We start from the raw sequence: 16402 nt of genomic DNA, 5'->3' as shown, positions 1-16402 counted from the left end.
TGCGATCTCGGTTGTTAGAGTGGGATAGCTCCGGCCTCATCCCCGGATGAGCGCAATTGCGCTCACTCGGGAGGAGCGCGCTCTTGCGCGCGTCTCGAAGGATGGCCGCGAGTCCCTGTTTGCCCATCCTTCGAGACGCTTGCTTCGCAAGCTCCTCAGGATGAGGGTTGAGTGTGCCCCTTTGACCTAACATTATCAGGTTCTATATGTTCAATACGCGCCCATAGGCATCCAGCACCGCTTCCTTCATCATCTCCGACAGCGTCGGATGCGGGAACACCGTGTGCATCAGCTCTTCTTCCGTGGTCTCGAGATTCATGGCGATGACGTAGCCCTGGATCAGTTCGGTCACTTCCGCGCCGATCATGTGGGCGCCGAGCAATTGCCCGGTCTTCTTGTCGAAGATGACCTTTACCAGTCCCTGATCCTCGCCGAGCGCGATCGCCTTGCCGTTGCCGACGAACGGAAAGCGCCCGACCCGGATCTCGCGGCCGCCCTCTTTCGCGCTCGCCTCGGTGAGGCCGACCGAAGCGATCTGCGGATTGCAATAGGTGCAGCCGGGAATGAGGTTCTTGTCCATCGGATGCGGATGAAGCCCCTTGATGGCTTCGACGCAAATCACGCCCTCATGCTCGGCCTTGTGCGCCAGCATCGGCGGACCCGCGACGTCGCCGATGGCGTAGATGCCGGGGACGCTGGTCTTGCAAAAACCGTCGATCACGATCACCCCGCGATCGGTCTTGACGCCCAATTTTTCCAGGCCAAGGTTTTCGATATTGCCGGTCACACCGACTGCTGAAATCACCCGGTCGAACTCGACCGTTTGCGGCGTCTTGCCGTCATCGATGGTCGCGACCACGCTGTCGCTCTTCTTCTCCAGTTTTGTCACTTTTGTATTGGTGAGAATCTTGATGCCCTGTTTTTCAAAACGTTTGCGCGCCAGGCCCGCGATCTCGGCGTCCTCGACGGGCAAAATCTGCGGCAACACCTCGACCACGGTGACGTCGCTGCCCATGGTGTGGAAGAACGAGGCGAATTCGATGCCGATCGCACCGGAGCCGATCACCAACAGCGATTTCGGCATTTTTTCAGGGATCATGGCCTCAAAGTAGGTCCAGATCAGTTTTTTGTCGGGCTCGAGCCCCGGAAACACTCGCGGCCGCGCGCCGGTCGCAAGGATAATGTGTTTTGCCTGGTAGGTCCCCTCGCCCAGCGCGCCCTTCGGCGCCTCGACAGTAGATTTCTTCACCGTGATCTTGCCGGGCGCGTCGATGGTGGCTTCGCCCCAGATCACCGGCACCTTGTTCTTCTTCATCAGGAAGCCGACGCCGTCGTTGAGACGCTTTGACACGCCGCGCGAGCGCTGCACCACGGCCTTCGGGTCGTAGGAAATTTTTTCCGCCGAAAGCCCGTAATCCTTGGCGTGCTGCATGTAATGAAAAATCTCCGCCGACCGCAGCAGCGCCTTGGTCGGGATGCAGCCCCAGTTCAGGCAGATGCCGCCGAGATAGGATTTTTCCACGATCGCGGTCTTGAAGCCGAGCTGCGCCGCGCGGATCGCGGTGACATAGCCGCCGGGACCGGAGCCGATGATGATGACGTCGAAGGATGTGTCAGGCATGCGATACCGATTCCTTGATCACGCGCGGTCTAAGCACGGCATAAACGAGGTGGTGGGCCAGTGCCGCCGTCACGCCCGCCCAAACTACGCCAATGAACAAATAGACGTTGCCATTGATGATCCCAGTTCTGAACAGGAAAGCGAGGCTGAGCGCGATCGACAACACAAACAGGATAATGATGGCGACCTTGCTGGCCCGCAGCAGGGCGAAATAGACGAGCATTAGGATTAAGGCAAAAGGCCCGATAAACATCATGTAGATTGCGGCGAACTCGAAAGCCTTAAGATCAAACTTGAAGCCGTACCGCAAGTTGCCGGACAAGCCTAAAAGAAAGCCAAAGCAGCAATAGAGCGCAAAAACAAATGCGACCAGAGCAAGCAGGTGAGCTGAGGCGAGACGCATCGCGTCACACCATCATCATGACGGGATTTTCGATCAGCATCTTGAAGGCGCCGATCAGCTCGGCGCCGAGCGCGCCGTCGATCGCGCGATGATCGCAGGACAAGGTCACGCTCATCATATGCGCGATCTCGATCTTGCCGCCGCGCACCACAGGGCGTTCCTCGCTGGTGCCGACCGCAAGGATGGTCGCGTGCGGCGGGTTGATCACGGCGGTGAAATGATTGATGCCGTACATGCCGAGATTGGAGACCGCGGTGGTGCCGCCCAGATACTCTTCCGGCTTGAGCTTGCGGGCGCGGGCGCGCGCCGCGTAATCCTTCATCTCGGCCGAGATCGTGGACAGCGATTTGGTTTCCGCCTGACGGATGATCGGGGTGATCAGGCCGCCAGGCATCGCGACCGCCACGCCAATATCGGAATGCTTGTGCTTCAGCATCCCGCCCTCGGTCCAGCTCACATTGCAATTGGGAATCCGCTGCAGCGCCACCGCCATCGCCTTGATGACGAAATCATTGACCGAGAGCTTGTAGAGCGGCTTCTTTTCCTTGTCCTTCGGCGCGGCGGCGTTGATCTCCTCGCGCGCCGCGAGCAGTTTGCCGATATCGCAGTCAATGGTGAGATAAAAGTGCGGGATGGTCTGCACTGACGCCGTCAGCCGCTGTGCGATGGTTCGCCGCATGCCGTCATGCGGCACGATCTCGTAGGAGCCCGGTTCGAACAGCGCGAGGATCTGCTTGTCCGACATCGACGGCGCGATCATCGGCGCCGTAGCAGGCGCGGCGGCCGGCGCCTTCAGCCCCTTGCCTGACTTTGCTTCCTCGACATCCCGGGCGATGACGCGACCATGCGGGCCGGAGCCGGTGATGCGCGCCACGTCAATGCCGGCCTCTTTGGCCAGTCGTCGGGCCAAGGGCGATGAGAAGATGCGGCCATGGCCGTTGGTTTGAGGCGCTGGTGCTGCGGCGGCTGGCGCGGGAGCCGCAGGAACGGGTGCCGCGGCCGGTGCGGGCGCCGGAGCCGGTTTTGCAGCGGCGGGCGCTTCGGCAGCCTTCGGCGGCGGAGCGCTGGAAGCCGTGGGTTTTGCCGCGCCCGCCCCCGCTCCGGCCGCCTTCACGTCCTCGCCATCGCCGGCGAGCACCGCGATCACGTCGTTGACCGGAACGTCCTGCGTGCCCTCGGGCACCACGATCTTGGCGATGGTGCCCTCGTCGACCGCCTCGACCTCCATGGTCGCCTTGTCGGTCTCGATTTCCGCGATCACGTCGCCGGACTTGACCTTGTCGCCCTCTTTCTTGAGCCACTTGGCAAGGTTGCCCTTTTCCATCGTCGGCGACAGCGCGGGCATCAGAATGTTGATTGGCATTGTCAGTGACCTTGTTGCGACCGCGGCGCGGTGTTGCCCAGATCGGTCGGCCGCGCGACTTCGGCTTCGAACATGTCGATGATCCGCGTCAGCGCCTCTTGTTCGGTGAAGTCGCCCTCGCGCGCATAGGCCCGCGCGGCATGGCGGGCGATGTCGACCAGCAGCAGCCCCCACATGTCCGGCTCTTCAAATGCGCGCGTGAACGCGATCGAAAGGCCGCCGTCGAGGATGAAGGCGCGCAACACCTCGGTGGCATCGTCGCGGCCGATGACGTCGGGGGGTAAAGGCTGCTCTTTGGGACCGGCCATGCGTCTTCCTTCAATTCCCGATATCGCCCTGCCAGAGACGCTCGTTAGCCGGAACCGATCGCCATGACTTCATCAAATCGATCGACCGCTGATCTGCCAGATCGATATAGGGAATGCCGAATTGAGAAAGGATGTCCTTGCTGCCCGGAAACGTCACGGACTCGCCGATGACAAGCAGCGAAAGCTTGAAAAGTCCGATCGCGCCGGCACACATCGAACAGGGTGACAGCGTCGTATACATGACCGTGTCGTGAAACGACGTCAGCCCGGCATTGCGCATGCATGACATTTCACCGTGAAGAATAACATTTTTCTCTTGCACCCGGCGATTGTGACCGCGCGCAATGATCTTTTTGTCGCGCGTCAGCACCGCGCCGATCGGTAGTCCGCCCTCGGCGATGCTCATCTCGGCTTCGCGAATGGCTTCAGCCATGAATTCAAAATGATAGGGTTCGATGGTCACAGGTCACGCCCTCGTTCGGAAGCTAGCGATAACAAACGGCTTTGGCGGCCTCGACCACCTCGGCCGCCGAAGGCAGTGCGAGCTTTTCGAGGTTCGCCGCGTAGGGCATCGGCACATCCTTGCCCGAGACCCGTGCCACCGGCGCGTCGAGGTAATCAAAGGCGTGCTGCATGATGCGGGCACAGATTTCGGCGCCGACGCCGTTTTGCTGCCAGCCTTCCTCAACGGTGACCGCGCGGCCGGTCTTCTTCACGGAGGCGACAATGGTGTCGGTATCCATTGGACGCAGCGTCCGCAGGTCGATCACCTCGGCTTCGATGCCTTCTTTTGCGAGTTCGTCGGCAGCTTTCAGCGCGTAGGTCATGCCGTTCGACCACGAGACGATAGTGACATGACTGCCCGTGCGCACGACGCGCGCCTTGCCGATCGGGATCACGTAATCGTCGAGTTTTGGCACCTCGCCGGAATGGCCGTACAGCATTTCGTTCTCAAGGAAGATCACCGGATTGGGATCGCGGATCGCGGCCTTCAAGAGTCCCTTGTAGTCGGCCGCCGAAAACGGCGCGATCACCTTCAAGCCTGGAATTTGCGAATACCAGGCCGAATAATCCTGGCTGTGCTGGGCGGCGACGCGGGCGGCGGCGCCGTTGGGGCCGCGGAACACGATCGAGGCGCCCATCTGTCCGCCCGACATATAGAGCGTCTTGGCCGCGGAGTTGATGATCTGGTCCATCGCCTGCATGGCGAAATTGAACGTCATGAACTCGACGATCGGTTTTAGCCCGGCCATCGCGGCGCCGACGCCGACGCCGGCAAAACCGTGCTCGGTGATCGGCGTATCAATGACGCGTCGCGCGCCGAATTCCTGCAGCAACCCTTGCGTGACCTTGTAGGCGCCTTGGTACTCCGCGACCTCCTCGCCCATGATGAAGACGTCGGGATCGCGCCGCATCTCTTCCGCCATCGCGTCACGCAGCGCCTCGCGGATAGTCATGGTCACCATCTCGGTGCCGGCGGGCACCTCGGGATCGGGTTCAGTGACGGCTTTGGGAGCGGCGGGCGCAGGCTTTGCACCATCGCCCTTCGAGACGGGTGCTGACGCACCCTCCTCAGGGTGAGGGCCCTTATCCTGAGGAGCCTGCGCAGCAGGCGTCTCGAAGGACGCTTTTGCAGGAGCAGGTGCTTTGGCGAGATCGGAAGCATTTTCGCCATCGGCCAGGATGGTCGCGATCGGTGTGTTGACGGCGACGTCGGCGGTGCCTTCGGGGATCAGGATCTTGCCGAGGGTGCCCTCATCGGTGGCCTCGACCTCCATCGTCGCCTTGTCGGTCTCGATCTCGGCGATGACGTCGCCCGACTTGATCGGCTCGCCTTCCTTCTTCAGCCATTTCGAAAGGTTGCCCTTCTCCATGGTCGGCGACAGCGCGGGCATCAGCACTTGAATTGGCATGGTAGCTCCGGAAAAATTCGCTTCTTAGGCTGGGACGCGCGCCGCCCGCTCAGCGGTAGACATCGGTGTAGAGTTCTGACGGCTCGGGTTCGGGGTCGTGCTGGGCGAAATCGGCGGCGGCGTTGACGATTTCCCGCACCTCGGCGTCGATCGCCTTCAATTCCTGCTCGGTCATCTTCGCAGCCAGCAGCCGATTGCGGACCTGCTCGATCGGATCCTGGTCGTGCCGCACCTTCTCGACTTCCTCGCGGGTGCGATATTTCGCAGGATCCGACATCGAATGTCCGCGGTAGCGGTAGGTCTGCATTTCCAGGATGTAGGGGCCCTTGCCGGCGCGGCACCACGCGACCGCCTTGTCGGCGGCGGCCTTCACCGCGCGCACGTCCATGCCGTCGACCTGCTCGCCCGGAATATTGAAGGAGATGCCGCGCTTGGAGAAATCGGTCTGGGCCGAGGAGCGCGTCACCGAAGTTCCCATCGCGTAACGGTTGTTCTCGATGATGTAGACCACCGGGAGCTTCCACAGCTCCGCCATGTTGAAGCTTTCATAGACCTGGCCCTGGTTCGAGGCGCCGTCGCCGAAATAGGCCAGACTGACGAAATCGTTACCGCGATAGCGATTGGCGAAGGCAAGCCCGGTGCCGAGCGACACTTGCGCGCCGACAATGCCGTGGCCGCCGAAGAAGTTCTTCTCCTTGCTGAACATGTGCATGGAGCCGCCCTTGCCCTTGGAATAGCCGCCACGCCGGCCGGTCAGTTCGGCCATCACGCCCTTGGGGTCCATTCCGGTGGCCAGCATATGCCCATGGTCCCGGTATCCGGTTATGACCTGATCGCCCTTTTTCAGGGCCATTTGCATGCCGACGACGATGGCTTCCTGGCCGATATAGAGATGGCAGAAGCCGCCGATCGCGCCCATGCCGTAGAGCTGGCCGGCCTTTTCCTCAAACCGCCGGATCAAGAGCATGTCGCGCAGCGCGCTCAGTTCCTGATCTCGGGTGAATTCCAGGGGGCTTTGGGAGCCGTTGCCTTTTGATTGGCTCGTTTCTTGAGCAACGCTTTTCTTCGGTGCGGCCATGGCAATTCCGGATGAGAGAAAGATAGCCCTCTCTATCCCAACTCAAACCGCCATGAAAGGATTGCGTGATGGCGGGGGAATTTCGCTATGCCGCAGTGCAACGCGGCGACATTTTCGAAATTGAATTCGTCGGGTTTTGTAATTTGCGCAACCGGTACGCGGGAAAAGCCGTCATCCCGCTGTAACAGGCTGGGTCTGAGCGCGTCAGTTCGGATTGTTGATCCGAACCAGATCGTGGGGATTGGCGTAATCGAGCTGATAGCGCGCGCGCTCGTCCAGCATGTCGGGATCGACCCGGTCCGACCTTAGCAGCGACACCCGTTGCTCGCCCTCGACACGCTCCCGCTTCAGCCGCGCCAATTCCGACGTCAGCGCGATGATCTCCTGATCGAGCTCCTGCCGCGCGTTCAACCCATATTTGCCGGTATAGGCGTTGACGCCGAAATAGCCGATCAACGCGGCCGCCATCGTGTAGAGGGCGAGGCCGGTCAGAAAGGATTTGAGTCGCGCGCGGGAAACCATGGCGCGAAGATGCGACGGCCCCGGTTAACGGAATCCTAAGGCGTCGCCGCCCCGCCTATCTGTTCTGCTTGTCGACGAAGGCGGCGAACGCGTCGATATATTGCTTCAGCACCGGCTTCAGCGATTCCTTGACCAGTTCGCCCTTCTCGTCGAAGGCATCGCCGATGCCGGTCAGATAGGTTTCCGGCTGCCCCAGGATCGGACCGCAAATGCCGGGCAGGATATTCTGCAGATGTTTTGCCGCGCTGACGCCGCCGAGCGGTCCCGGCGAATTAGAGACAATGCCGACCGGCTTGCCGAGGAACGAGCTCTTGCCATAGGGGCGCGATCCGACGTCGATGGCGTTCTTCAACACGCCGGGGATCGAGCGGTTATATTCCGGGGTCACGAACAGGACCGCATTTGATTTCTGCAGCTTTTCGCGGAACGCCAGCCAATCGGCCGGGGGTGATGCTTCCAGGTCCTGATTGAAGAACGAAATATCGTTCAAGGTGACGACGTTGGGCTTGAGCGTATCGGGCGCCAGTTTTGCCAGGGCATTGGCCACCTTGAGGGTAAAACTCTCCTTGCGAAGGCTGCCGACGATGATGACGACGTTGTAGGGGGTGGCCATGGAATTTCCTCTGTGCGGACGCCGGAGCGGCTTTCCCCATCACCCTAGCCAAGTCGGCAAACGATGCAAGTGCATGGATTGCTCAAATCGGAAACGGTGGGTTTGCGAAAAGGCACCCATCGCCAACAGCCGTCCGTCTCTAACACCCTCGGCTAAAACGGAACGGGCCGCTGCTTGAGCGGCCCGTCCTCTCAATCCTGCCGCCGCGCTCAGATCACCGGACTCCAGGCCGCCGGAACGAGCCGATATTTCGTGCCGTCCTTCTCGACATGGCCGATCGAGGGGAAGGTGAAATGGAAGCCCACCACCGTCGCCTTCTCCGCCGCCGCCATGTCGTAGAATTTATGACGGGTGGCCTGCGCCATATCAGGGTCGGTGTCATAAACCACGTGCCAGTCCGGATTGCGCAGGAAGAATTCCGGGACGTTGGTGACGTCGGACTGGACCAGGATTTTCGAATTGCCGGAGGCGACCGCAAACGAGGTGTGGCCAGGCGTGTGGCCCGGGGTCGCGATCGCGGTGATGCCGGGCGCGACTTCCTTGCCCCAGTCATATTTCGTCACCTTCGACTCGATGCCGGTGTAGATTTTTCTCACATTGGCAAAATAGTTCTTCATCATCTCGCTGGACTGAGCTTTGGCGGCATTCTCGTCGCTCATCCAGAATTCCCATTCCTTGGCCGGCACCATCAGCTCGGCGTTCGGGAACGCCATCGAGCCATCGAGCGCGCGGATGCCGTTGGTGTGGTCGGGATGCAGATGCGAGATCAGCACGACGTCGATGCTCTTGGGATCGACGCCGGCGGCGGCAAGATTTTGCAAAGTACGCCCGACCGCGCCCTTGGTCGGCTCGAAGGAGGCGATCCCGTTGCCGCAGTCGATCAGCACCAGTTTGCTGCCGGTGTTGATGAGCTGCGGGTTGAACGGCACGACCACCTTGCCCTGGGGCATGTAGGCGGCATCCGACGCAGCTTGCGCCTCGTCCTTTGAGATATTGCTGACAAAATTATCTACCGGGCGCACAAATGCGCCGTCGTTGATCGAGGTGCATTCGTAGCTCCCGACCTTGTAGCGATAGAAGCCCGGCGCCTGCGCGCCTGCCGGCGGCACCGCGGCGCGCGCGGCCGGCGCGGCGATTGGTGTGAGGGCGGCCGCAGCGCCAGCGGCGGCGGCACCTGTTAGAAGTTGGCGACGGTCGAGACCGATCATGGCGCATTCTCCCCTGGTTGAGTGCTTACGCTCTTGCGCACGAAATTTCGGCGCGAATGTCGTCCGATCGCGGTTGGAACGCAAGTCTCGTTACAAGTCGGATTGCGATGCGATACCCTAGCCGAAAGTAGAAGCCTCGCATCAAATGATGCAAGAACTTACTTGATCAATTGCACGAACATCCCGACGACCGCGACATAGCCGAGCGTAAAAATCAGCGTCCGCAAATAGGGAATGCCGAGCAGGTAGACGACGGCATGGGCCAGCCGCAGCCAGAAGAAGGCGATCGTCCAGAACGCCGTCGCCGCATTGGCCTTGCCGGCCAGATGCGCGACGATCACCAGCGCCGCAAACGGTGCAAAATTCTCGACCGCGTTGATGTAGGCCCTATCAGCTCGCTTGCCCCAGGCCGGCAATGGCCGCGGCGTCGGATCGACATAATTCGGGGGTTTCAGCGCGCCGTTGGTCGCCACCTGTGAGACCACATAGGGGATCCACAGCGATGCCGTGAGAATGGCGGTAAAGGCGAGATATTTCAGATCTGTCGACATTGAATTTCCCCCTTTTTCCAAAAGATGCTTTTCAAAACCCCCGTCGCTTGATCCCTTGAGCTCCAGACCTGCGACGCGGCATCCGGCCGCGTCGCTTGGGCTGAAAAAAACTACCCGCCCTTGTTCGGATTGATCAGATATTTTTCGCCGGTCGCGCGCTTGGCGTAGACGGCGATGTGATTGAGCTGCAGCGCCTCCTGCAACGAGACTACCTGCGTATAGTGACTGGCGAATGTCGTCTTGAGCTCGTCGACGACCCGCTGGCGCAGCCTCGCACCATCGGCCGGTCCGATCTTCTGCAGGAAGGGAGTTAGCAGCCAGCCCCCGACGCCCCAGGACATGCCGAACCCCCGGTTCAATTCGGTCGGACGCAAATCGAGGCCGCCATAAATATAGACCTGCTTGTGCACGCTCGATCCGTAGCGGCTGTAGACTTTTGCGGTCTTGTTGATCGCCGTCTCCATGCCGGTGAGAATCTGCCCCGCCAGCTTGCCGCCGCCGATGGCGTCGAACGCGATCGTCGCGCCGGTCTCAACCAGCGCATTGGTCAGATCGTCCATAAAACTCGCTGCGGTGGAATCGACCACATGCTTGGCGCCGATCTTGCGCAGGATGCCGGCCTGCTCTTCACTTCGCACAATATTGACGAGGCCGATGCCGTCCTTGAGGCAGATCTTGTTGAGCATCTGCCCGAGATTGGAGGCGGCCGCGGTATGCACCAGCGCCTTGTGGCCTTCGCGGCGCATGGTCTCGGTCATGCCGAGCGCGGTCAGCGGATTGACGAAGCAGGAAGCGCCCTCGGCAGGGGTGATGCCCGCCGGCAGCGGCAGGCATTCGGCAATCCTCAGGCAGCGGTACTGCGCATACATCGCGCCACCGAGGATGGCGACGGTCTTGCCCATCAGCGCCTTTGCGGCATCCGATGACCCTGTCTTGATGACGACGCCGGCGCCCTCATTGCCGACCGGCATGGATTCGTCGAGCCGCCCCGCCATCGCTCGCATCCCCGCTTCCGGCACCTTCGCGGTGACCACGGGTGATTCTTTCGTGCCGGACGCTTTGGCGGTCGACATGTCGGCGGCGCCAACCAGCAGTCCGAGGTCCGACGGGTTGATCGGAGACGCCTCGACGCGGACAACGACTTCATCGGGACCGGGCTCAGGCACGGGCACGCTTTGAAGCGATATCTCGAGTTCACCGCTCTTCTTGATCAGCGAGCGAAGCTGCAACCCGGTTTTGGTGTCGGCGCTCATCTAAAACCTCCCTATTTTTCGGCCTTACCGAATTCGGCCGGGAGTGTTCTCACGTTGGCCCGGAAACGCAAGCCTGATCGCCTGACACAATTTCGTTTGTTTTGCTGTCCGCCTTTGCGAGAGACCGCTCGCTCGCGCTATGTTTGCGCGCATCGCCTAGGGAATTTGACCATGAGCCAAAGCGAGATCGACGCGGTCCGCGCGCTGTTAAGCTCAAAACCGCGCCCGGTGGGCTGGCGGGCGGGCCGGCAGCGCATCGAGGAAGTCGGCTCGGCATGGCCCGCGGCCAGCGACATCGCATGTGAGCAAGTCAATATCGGGGGACTAGCGGGCGAATGGTCGATGGCGCCCGGCAGCGAAGCTTCCAGCGCGCTGTTGTATTTTCACGGCGGCGGCTATTGCTCGGGCTCGATCCTCAGCCATCGCAGATTGGTCACCGAAGCCGGCCGCGCGGCCAAAGTGCGAACGCTTGCGATCGAATATCGGCTGGCGCCCGAACACCCCTTCCCCGCCGCGCTGGAGGATGCGCTCTCGGCATGGAATTTTCTGCGGAAATCAGGAATTGCGGCCGAACATGTCGTGGTCGGCGGCGACAGCGCCGGCGGCGGCCTGACGGTGGCGCTGATCAACCGCCTGCGCGAGGCCGGCGAACCCATCCCCGGCTGTGCGTGGCTGCTCTCGCCCTGGACCGATCTGACGCTGTCGGGTTCGACGCTTGCCACCAAGGATGCCGTCGACCCCATCATTCACAAGCCGTATCTGGCCGAACTGGTCGAGGCCTATCTGCCGGCCGAGATCGACCTGCAGGATCCGCGCGTCTCGCCGCTCTATGCGGACCTGAAGGGTTTTCCGCCGACGCTGATCCAGGTCGGCGCATGCGAAACCTTGCTCGAGGATTCCACACGTTTTGCCGCGGCTGCGGGAAGCGCCAACGTTGCCGTTACACTTCAGATTTGGCCGGACATGATCCACGCCTGGCCGATGTGGAATGCGCATCTCGAGCCCGGCCGGCGCGCGCTCGAGATTGCCGGCGAATTCATCCGCCGGCATCTCTAGAGTGTTTTCAGGCGAGTCAGGAAGCTCAAGAATGAGAAATATGGCGATGTTGGCGGTGGCTACGATACTGAGCGCAGCAACGGCGGCACGGGCGGACTCGGTGCCGGTAGAAAGGGGCTATTACGTCCGGAGCGACACCCCTTGTCAGCAGGCGTCGAACGCCACGATAACGCTCTTTAATGGCATTTCTTTCGGGAATGCACATCTCGAATGCCGAAAACCCGCGATCCAAAAACTCGCCGATGGCTCCTTCCAGATCACGGAACATTGCAGGGATACGCAGGGACGCGGTGGCCCATGGACAGCTCTCACCACAACGTATGCTGTTCCCAGTCGCACCGAATTTATGCGCATGACCCCTTATGGGAAGGCGTCCTTTAGATACTGCAAGCAGTCCGATCTACCCGAGCCGTGGAGCACAACCGATCTTGGCTCATACGGCGTTAAATAAGGCGCCACGGTCGATGAAGATGGACACTATTGCTTCGCTGTGGCGCTATGATGTGATCCGCCGAGACGCGAGGGAATCCGAAACGCTACGCTACCGCTTCCGCCAGTAACCGCCGCATGACTTCCGGGTCACGTTCGATTGCCAACAGCAGCGCCCGCGCCGGCGCATCGGGCGTGCTTCGATGTTGCTCCCAATCGCGCAGCGTGGTGATCGGCAGGTGAAATGCGTCAGCAAATTGCATCTGCGTCATGCCGAGGCGTTGCCGCAGCACCTTTACGCGCGACACCCGGCGCATCCTGGACAGTTGTTCCGGAGTGAGCGGCTGGGCGTCGGGGTCGGATAGCGCAGCGGCCACGATCTCCTCGTCGGTCATGGCATCGAGCCGTGCCCAATCGGTGTCGCCCCGAGGCAATGTATCACCAGGTTTCATGGTCACCCGCGTAGTACCGGTCTTGCTCATGTCGTGTGGCCTTTCGGGCCGATATGATCCTGCAACTATCTTCGCCACGCAGTGTAACGATCACGAACAGGACACCGCCGCGAGCCATTCCGATGACTTGAATTCGCTCCTCGCTGTACTCGAACCGCGTGTCGATTTCTTCTAACCGGTTCGCATCTTCGAGGGCAGCAATCGCATCCGCAAAATCCACGCCATGCTTACGAAGGTTCTCGGCGGCTTTGCCATTGTCCCATTCATATTGCACACATACGACAGTACCGGATACCGGTAGTGCCCGCAAGTAACTGGGGCGCGTTCACGAGGTGCTCTGGCGTGAATTGATCGGGAACGGAGGCAGTCGGCCGCCGTAGCGTGCTGTGGCGTAGAATGGCGCGCCGCGGTCGATGAAGATGGGCACTATTGCTTCGCCGTGGCGCTATGATACGGCAGCCCGCCACGCGCTCCTGTTGGTAAAGTTGCGCCACCCCGCGACTTGACGGCCAGCTTGTCGCATTCGGCTTGGTATGAGCGATGAATCAGCATCTTTCCCTCGTCAGCCTCGTGGTCGCGGACTATGACGAGGCGATCGCCTTCTTCACCGGCGCCCTGGATTTCGAGCTCTGCGAGGACACGCCGCTCGGCGGCGGCAAGCGTTGGGTGGTCGTGCGCCCACCGGGCGGTGCCGGCTCCGGCCTGCTATTGGCGCGGGCTGACGGTCCGGCCCAAGTGGCGCGCATCGGTGACCAGACCGGGGGGCGGGTCTTCCTGTTCCTAGAGACGGATGATTTCGATCGCGATCATGCGCGCATGATCGCAGCCGGCGTGCGGTTCGTTGAGGAGCCACGGCATGAGGCCTATGGCGTCGTCGCGGTTTTCGAGGATCTCTGTGGCAACTGTTGGGACCTGATCCAGCGCAAGTCGACGCACGGCTGCGAAACCAGTCCTTAGCCGACGACGCCGCGCCAAGAGGCGGATTGCTCCAGCGCGTCGTGGCGTGCTCTGGCGTAGAATGGCGCGCCACGGCCGATGAAGATGGGCAATATTGTTTCGCCATGGCGCTATGAGGATCACACCGGGAACGCTATCAGAACGACGAGCATGCGCTGGGGTTGCCTAGGACACTGCGCTGAGACGCAGTGAGAGCTGGACGGTTCTGGTAGGCAGGGATTCCGGCCGGCGGAAGATACTGGAGAGCCTCAACACGGCGACGCAACTTGCACGCGAGAATTGCGTGTGCTCTGACTAGGAGACGTTGCCGATTTACGTAGTTTCCGGAGACGCGGGATGGGATTGTTCGATTGGCTGAAGCCCAAGCCACCAACGCATGGGCCGACACCGGAGGGACTTTACGGAGAATTGCCCAAAGGAGCGCGTTGGGTGGGCGGAACCGATCCCGCGGGCGACCCCGAGGATTTTATCCCAGGTTCTGAAGCGTACGTGTTCGATATCGCGGAATGGAGATGGGACAAGCAGCTTTGGATCGATGCCACAACTAATTCAGCCGGCAGCTTGGCAGGGTTCGGTCTTGTTCTCGGATTGTCCGATGGCGGAAATACGGATGCCGTTGAGGTTTGGGAGAAGGGACGTCGAGGCCCGATCTTGAAAGAACGTCAGGAATGGATCATTCCTCGTGGCCATCCGACACGAGAGTTGGCGCTAGTCTCACATGGCGAACGTACTACTCAGGTGCTCCGCAAGCTTGAGCGATGTTTCGGCTATGAGCCGTTGGCTCATCCAGCCTTGCCCGAAAAGACCGCAGTGATCTGTGAGCTAATTATGTTGCGGGGAATTGTCATCCCTGACGAGGGCCGCTTCACCGCACGAATGAAGGTTGTGCTCCCCGACAAGCATGGCTGGCCTTACGGCGAGTTCTTCTTAAACGTAAATTCTGTCCGCAAGCAGATTTGGGTATCAGAAAAATCCAATGAGTATAGGATCGCAATATTGACTCGGATTTCTCACGTTAGCGGGGCCACATAAGTATGTTCTCACCACAGAGAGCTTCGCATTTCGGCTATCCTATCGCTAACCAGACGACCTACGACCTGTCCAGATATTGAGAGGCATGGTTGGCATTGGTTCGCGTCGTGACAACCTCTTGCCGGCGCGGCGATCGCAAGCGAACGCGCTGGCGTTTCGCGAGCTCCGGCCCCTGCTACTTCGGCAATCGGTCATTTGCGATGCTAGTCAAGATAGCCGTCCTAAGCCGGCTCTACCGCTCACGGGGACGTCGCAACTGCGGGTGCGGATTGCTGCTGGTTGGCCGACGGTTAGCAAATGGCGCCCCCTGTTAGATTCGAACTACCAGCTCTCGAGCCAACAGAACCGCCTTACCGCAGCGCCCGCAGCGCCGCCTTCCCCGCATATTTCGCCTGGCTGCCGAGCTGCTGCTCGATCCGCAAGAGCTGGTTGTACTTGGCGGTGCGATCCGAGCGCGCCAGCGAGCCGGTTTTGATCTGGCCGCAGTTGGTCGCAACCGCGAGGTCGGCGATGGTGGAATCCTCGGTCTCGCCGGAACGGTGCGACATCACGGCCGTGTAGGCGGCCTTGTAGGCCATCTCGATGGCATCAAGCGTTTCCGTCAGCGTGCCGATCTGGTTGACCTTGACCAGGATGGAATTGGCGCGGCCGCCTCTGATGCCGTCGGCAAGCCGCGTCACGTTGGTGACGAACAGATCGTCGCCGACCAATTGGCATTTGCCGCCGATCAAATCGGTCAGTTCCTTCCAACCGTCCATGTCGTCTTCGGACATGCCGTCCTCGATCGAGACGATCGGATAGCGCGATGCGAGATCGGCGAGATATTTCGCCTGCTCGGAACGCGTGCGGGTCTTGTTCTCGCCGCCATAGACGTAATTGCCGTCCTTGAAGAATTCGGTGGCCGCGCAATCCAGCGCCAGCATAACGTCGTCACCGGCCTTGTAGCCGGCCTTGCCGATCGCGGCCATCACGAACTCGAGCGCGGCATCGGCCGACGGCAGGTTCGGCGCAAAGCCGCCCTCGTCGCCGACATTGGTGTTGTGGCCGGCCTTTTTCAGTTCCGACCTCAAGGTGTGGAAGATTTCCGAGCCGCAGCGTAGCGCTTCCGCAAAGGTCTTGGCGCCGACCGGCATGATCATGAATTCCTGGAAGTCGATCGGGTTGTCCGCATGCACGCCGCCGTTGATGATGTTCATCATCGGCACCGGCAGCGTCCGTGCCGAGGTGCCGCCGACATAACGATAGAGCGGCATGTCGAAGGACTCGGCTGCGGCCTTGGCGCAGGCGAGCGAGACGCCGAGGATGGCATTGGCGCCTAAACGACTCTTGTTCGGCGTGCCGTCGAGATCGATCATGACCTGGTCGATCTGAACCTGCTGCTCGACGTCCATATCGCTTAAGGCTTCCAATATCTCGCCGTTCACGGCGGCGACCGCCCTCTGCACGCCCTTGCCGAGGTAGCGCGCCTTGTCGCCGTCGCGCAGTTCGACCGCCTCATGCGCGCCGGTGGAGGCGCCCGACGGCACCGCCGCCCGCCCGACCGAGCCGTCTTCCAGCACCACATCGACCTCGACGGTCGGATTGCCGCGGCTATCGAGAATTTCGCGGCCGATGATGTCGACGATGGCGGTCATGGGTGCCTC

At 61.0% G+C, this 16402-nt stretch carries 18 protein-coding genes; 3 read left to right on the top strand and 15 right to left on the bottom strand.

The window, feature by feature from the left end; translation table 11 throughout:
- Nucleotides 1-202: 202 nt before the first annotated feature.
- The 12 genes from lpdA to B5526_RS36040 form a co-directional block, all read right to left on the bottom strand.
- Nucleotides 203-1621: a dihydrolipoyl dehydrogenase gene (lpdA, locus tag B5526_RS36095; RefSeq protein ID WP_079544385.1), complete on the bottom strand. Its 1419-nt coding sequence runs from the start codon at nt 1619-1621 to the stop codon at nt 203-205.
- Complete coding sequence (locus B5526_RS36090; RefSeq protein ID WP_079544384.1) at nt 1614-2024, bottom strand: hypothetical protein; 411 nt, start codon at nt 2022-2024, stop codon at nt 1614-1616. Before B5526_RS36090 ends, lpdA begins: the two co-directional genes overlap by 8 nt.
- Before the next feature lie 4 nt (nt 2025-2028).
- Nucleotides 2029-3387 carry a pyruvate dehydrogenase complex dihydrolipoamide acetyltransferase gene (locus B5526_RS36085; protein ID WP_079544383.1) on the bottom strand — a complete coding sequence of 453 codons (1359 nt, stop codon included), beginning with the start codon at nt 3385-3387 and terminating at the stop codon, nt 2029-2031.
- 2 nt (nt 3388-3389) lie between these two features.
- A complete protein-coding gene (locus B5526_RS36080) occupies nt 3390-3695 on the bottom strand; it encodes a DUF5076 domain-containing protein (RefSeq protein ID WP_079544382.1) in 306 nt (101 codons plus the stop codon).
- Nucleotides 3696-3705: 10 nt separating this feature from the next.
- Entirely contained in the window at nt 3706-4158 is a 453-nt protein-coding gene (locus B5526_RS36075; protein WP_079544381.1) for a nucleoside deaminase, read from the bottom strand.
- A gap of 22 nt (nt 4159-4180) precedes the next feature.
- On the bottom strand, nt 4181-5608 hold the full coding sequence (locus B5526_RS36070) for a pyruvate dehydrogenase complex E1 component subunit beta (RefSeq protein ID WP_079544380.1): 1428 nt from the start codon (nt 5606-5608) through the stop codon (nt 4181-4183).
- Nucleotides 5609-5657: 49 nt separating this feature from the next.
- On the bottom strand, nt 5658-6686 hold the full coding sequence (pdhA, locus tag B5526_RS36065) for a pyruvate dehydrogenase (acetyl-transferring) E1 component subunit alpha (RefSeq protein ID WP_079544379.1): 1029 nt from the start codon (nt 6684-6686) through the stop codon (nt 5658-5660).
- Nucleotides 6687-6890: 204 nt separating this feature from the next.
- Nucleotides 6891-7208, bottom strand: coding sequence for an FtsB family cell division protein (locus tag B5526_RS36060; RefSeq protein WP_079544378.1), 318 nt, complete (start codon nt 7206-7208; stop codon nt 6891-6893).
- A 55-nt stretch (nt 7209-7263) separates the two neighbouring features.
- Nucleotides 7264-7821, bottom strand: coding sequence for an NADPH-dependent FMN reductase (locus tag B5526_RS36055; protein ID WP_079544377.1), 558 nt, complete (start codon nt 7819-7821; stop codon nt 7264-7266).
- 209 nt (nt 7822-8030) lie between these two features.
- Nucleotides 8031-9029, bottom strand: a complete 999-nt coding sequence (locus tag B5526_RS36050; protein ID WP_079544376.1) for an MBL fold metallo-hydrolase — start codon at nt 9027-9029, stop codon at nt 8031-8033.
- A gap of 158 nt (nt 9030-9187) precedes the next feature.
- The gene (locus B5526_RS36045) at nt 9188-9580 is read right to left on the bottom strand and encodes an MAPEG family protein (protein ID WP_079544375.1); all 393 of its coding nucleotides are present in this window, start codon (nt 9578-9580) and stop codon (nt 9188-9190) included.
- Between the two features lie 110 nt (nt 9581-9690).
- Nucleotides 9691-10833, bottom strand: coding sequence for a zinc-binding dehydrogenase (locus tag B5526_RS36040; protein WP_079544374.1), 1143 nt, complete (start codon nt 10831-10833; stop codon nt 9691-9693).
- A gap of 171 nt (nt 10834-11004) precedes the next feature.
- On the opposite strand from B5526_RS36040, the gene B5526_RS36035 reads away from it, so the two are divergent.
- Nucleotides 11005-11889, top strand: a complete 885-nt coding sequence (locus B5526_RS36035; protein WP_079544373.1) for an alpha/beta hydrolase — start codon at nt 11005-11007, stop codon at nt 11887-11889.
- Between the two features lie 536 nt (nt 11890-12425).
- Here the strand turns inward: B5526_RS36035 and B5526_RS36025 are convergent.
- On the bottom strand, nt 12426-12800 hold the full coding sequence (locus tag B5526_RS36025) for a helix-turn-helix domain-containing protein (RefSeq protein WP_349642754.1): 375 nt from the start codon (nt 12798-12800) through the stop codon (nt 12426-12428).
- On the bottom strand, nt 12757-12990 hold the full coding sequence (locus B5526_RS39835) for a BrnT family toxin (protein WP_433994674.1): 234 nt from the start codon (nt 12988-12990) through the stop codon (nt 12757-12759). Before B5526_RS39835 ends, B5526_RS36025 begins: the two co-directional genes overlap by 44 nt.
- 320 nt (nt 12991-13310) lie before the next feature.
- On the opposite strand from B5526_RS39835, the gene B5526_RS36015 reads away from it, so the two are divergent.
- Nucleotides 13311-13727, top strand: coding sequence for a VOC family protein (locus tag B5526_RS36015; RefSeq protein ID WP_079544369.1), 417 nt, complete (start codon nt 13311-13313; stop codon nt 13725-13727).
- Between the two features lie 336 nt (nt 13728-14063).
- The gene (locus B5526_RS36010; protein WP_079544368.1) at nt 14064-14759 is read left to right on the top strand and encodes a hypothetical protein; all 696 of its coding nucleotides are present in this window, start codon (nt 14064-14066) and stop codon (nt 14757-14759) included.
- A gap of 350 nt (nt 14760-15109) precedes the next feature.
- Here the strand turns inward: B5526_RS36010 and eno are convergent, their stop codons facing one another.
- Nucleotides 15110-16393, bottom strand: a complete 1284-nt coding sequence (gene eno, locus B5526_RS36005; RefSeq protein ID WP_079544367.1) for a phosphopyruvate hydratase — start codon at nt 16391-16393, stop codon at nt 15110-15112.
- Nucleotides 16394-16402 lie beyond the last annotated feature (9 nt).

The sequence above is a fragment of the Bradyrhizobium lablabi genome, assembly GCF_900141755.1.
GTDB lineage: Bacteria > Pseudomonadota > Alphaproteobacteria > Rhizobiales > Xanthobacteraceae > Bradyrhizobium > Bradyrhizobium lablabi_A.
This window is presented reverse-complemented; position numbering and strand designations above follow the sequence as displayed.